Here is a 2,977-nt window from a genome sequence, read left to right on the forward strand (position 1 = left end):
TCACCCAAGGCGGCAGCGCCCGCGTGTACACGGTGCTTCAGGCGATCCAGGCGCCGGTCAGTCGTCGCCAGGCGCAGGGCGCGATCACCGCCTACATCGGCAACCAGCGCAAGTCGCAGGCCGTGGCCGACTCGATCAAGAAGCTGCGTGCAGACGCGCGCATCGCCTACCCCAACCTCGCCGCATCGGCGCCGGCCGCCGGCGCCTCGCCCGCGCGCTGATGTCCTCGGCCGGCGGCATGGCGCGAGGTGGCCCGGGCCCATTCGGGCCGGGCGTCGATGTCCGGGCACTGCTCTGGCTGCTGACCGGCTTCGTCGTGCTCGTGCTGCCCGTGGCCTGGGACTGGTCGCAAGGCGCCTGGCTGCGCGAGACGCAGGGCCACGAACCGCTGATCCTGGGCATCTCGGCCTGGCTGGTGTGGCTTCGGCGCGAGGCGCTGGCGGCACTGCCGGCGGCCGGCACGAAGTGGCCGGGGCTGTCGCTGTTCGCCTTTGCGCTGCTCGTCTACCTCGGCGGGCGCTGGCTCGGCGTGTTCCTCCTGGAGCTGTTCTCGCTGATGCTGGTGCCGGCCGCGCTGCTGCTGTACTTCAAGGGCTTCGCAGCCCTGAGGCGCGCCTGGTTCGCGTTCTTCTTCCTGCTGTTCGCGATTCCCCTGCCGTTCCCGATGGTGCTGGCGGTGACCGGCCCCTTGAAGGCCGCCGTGTCCTACGTGGCTGCCCATGCCTTGGCGGTGGTGGGCTATCCGGTCGGCCTGTCGGGTGTGGTCATCACCGTCGGCCAGTACCAGTTGCTGGTCAACGAGGCCTGCGCCGGGCTGCAGACCATGTTCACGCTGGAGGCGATGGGGCTGCTCTACACCAACCTGATGAACCACGGCTCGACGCTGCGCAACACGCTGCTGGCCGTGCTGGTGGTGCCGATCGCGTTCTGCGCCAACGTCGTGCGCGTGATGGTGCTGGCGCTGGTCACCTATCACTTCGGCGACGCCGCGGGCCAGGGCTTCCTGCACGGCTTCGCCGGCATGGTGCTGTTCCTCGTTGCGCTGGTGCTCGTGATCGCGGTCGATGCGCTGCTCGGCCGGCTGCTGCCCGCGCCCGGGGGGACGCGATGAGCGGCGCCAGCCGGCGCGACGCGCTGCGCCTGGGCGCGGCGATGGCGGGCGCCGCCGCGGCGGCCTGGTGGCTGCGCCCGGCGGCAAACGCGCCGGGCGAGGGCTCCGGCGTCGATCTCGATCGGCTGCTGCCCGAGCGGTTCGGCGAATGGTCGCTCGACCGCGAGGCCGCGGCCTTCGTTCGCGCCGCCGACGCCCGCGGACGCCAGGTCGGCTTCTACGACCAGGTGCTGGAGCGCACCTTCGTGCACGGCAGCGGCGCACGCGTGATGCTCTCGGTGGCCTACCTCGGCGCGCAATCGTCGGACATGCAGTTGCACCGCCCCGAGGTCTGCTACCGGGGCAGCGGCTTCCGTGTCGGCGACCTGACGGACGCCACGCTGGAACTCGAGGGCCGGCGCATTCCGGTGACTCGGCTGGTGGCGCAGATGCCGGGGCGCCCCGAACCGATCACCTACTGGACGATCGTCGACGGCGAGGCGCTGTCCGCGCGCGCCCAGGGCTGGCTCGAGCGGCTGCGCCGAATGGGGCAGCGCCGTGCCACCGCGGGCCTGCTGGTGCGTATCTCCACCATCGACCCCGACAGCGCGGAGGCCTTCCGCCTGCATGCGCGCTTCGCGGCCGCCATGGCGCAGGCGCTGGCGCCGGCTCAGCTCGATTTCGTGACGGGTTCGCCACGCCTGGCCTGAAGCCCTTGCGCGCCCAGGGGCGCGCACTATGATCCGCGGGCCCCGGCGCCCTGCGCCGGCTTTCATCGACGTTCGACCTGGGAGGGCCACATGGCGCTGATGGATTTCGTCAAGAAACAGTTCATCGACATCATCGAGTGGACGGAGGCGGGCGATGGCACGCTGGCCTGGCGATTCCCGATGGCCGACCGGGAGATCCAGAACGGCGCCTCGCTGACCGTGCGCGAGTCGCAGATGGCCGTGTTCGTCAACGAGGGCAAGGTGGCCGACGTGTTCGGCCCCGGCATGTACAAGCTGACGACGCAGACGCTGCCGGTGCTCACCTACCTGAACAACTGGGACAAGCTGTTCCAGAGCCCGTTCAAGAGCGACGTCTACTTCTTCAGCACGCGCCAGCAGGTCGACCAGCGATGGGGCACGACCCAGCCGGTGACCATCCGCGACAAGGACTTCGGCGCTGTGCGGTTGCGCGCGTTCGGCAACTACGCCTGGCGCATCGCCGACCCGAAGGCCTTCCACACCGAGATCTCCGGTACGCGCGACGCCTACACCGTCGCCGAGCTCGACGGCCAGCTGCGCGCGCTGATGCTGCAGCACATCTCCGATGCGGTGGCCTCCAGCGGCATCGCCTTCCTCGACCTCGCCGCCAACCAGATCGAGTTCGCCAGCCAGCTCCAGCAGGCCACCGCGCCGGCCTTCGAGAAGCTCGGCCTGAAGCTGGAGGCGGTGACGGTGCAGAACGTCTCGCTGCCCGAGGAGCTGCAGAAGATCCTCGACCAGAAGATCGGCATGGGCATGGTCGGCAACGACATGGGCAAGTTCATGCAGTACCAGACGGCGCAGGCGATCCCGAAGTTCGCCGAAGGCGCCGCGGGTGCCGGCGGGGGCGGCGGTGGCGTGGTCGGCGATGCGATGGGCCTGGGTGCCGGCGTGGCACTCGGCCAGGTGATGGCCCAGCAGCTGCAGCAGGGCCTGCAGGGCGGCGCGGCGCAGGCGGCCGGTGCGGCCGCGCAGGTCGTCGGCGTGAAGCCCGAGGAAGTGATGGCGACGATCGAGAAGCTCGCCGAACTCAAGGGCAAGGGCATCCTGACGGCCGAGGAGTTCGAGGCGAAGAAGGCCGAGCTGCTGAAGAAGCTGGTCTGAGCGCGAAGGCGTCTTGGCCACCGAGCAAAGCCCG

General features: G+C 70.3%; 4 protein-coding genes. All 4 read left to right on the forward strand.

Annotated features, from left to right (window positions below):
• Positions 1-221: hypothetical protein (locus AB7U92_RS24875; RefSeq protein ID WP_428583180.1), on the forward strand; the 221-nt coding region annotated here is incomplete at its 5' end.
• Entirely contained in the window at positions 221-1,111 is an 891-nt protein-coding gene (gene xrtB, locus AB7U92_RS24880; RefSeq protein ID WP_428583182.1) for an exosortase B, read from the forward strand. The genes AB7U92_RS24875 and xrtB, both read left to right, overlap by 1 nt.
• Positions 1,108-1,800 (forward strand): exosortase C-terminal domain/associated protein EpsI, encoded by a 693-nt coding sequence (locus AB7U92_RS24885; RefSeq protein WP_428583184.1) that lies wholly within the window; start codon positions 1,108-1,110, stop codon positions 1,798-1,800. Before xrtB ends, AB7U92_RS24885 begins: the two co-directional genes overlap by 4 nt.
• A gap of 90 nt (positions 1,801-1,890) precedes the next feature.
• A complete protein-coding gene (locus AB7U92_RS24890; protein WP_428583186.1) occupies positions 1,891-2,943 on the forward strand; it encodes an SPFH domain-containing protein in 1,053 nt (350 codons plus the stop codon).
• The last annotated feature ends 34 nt before the right edge of the window (positions 2,944-2,977 follow it).

This window comes from Piscinibacter sp. (assembly GCF_050175855.1).
Lineage (GTDB): Bacteria > Pseudomonadota > Gammaproteobacteria > Burkholderiales > Burkholderiaceae_C > Piscinibacter.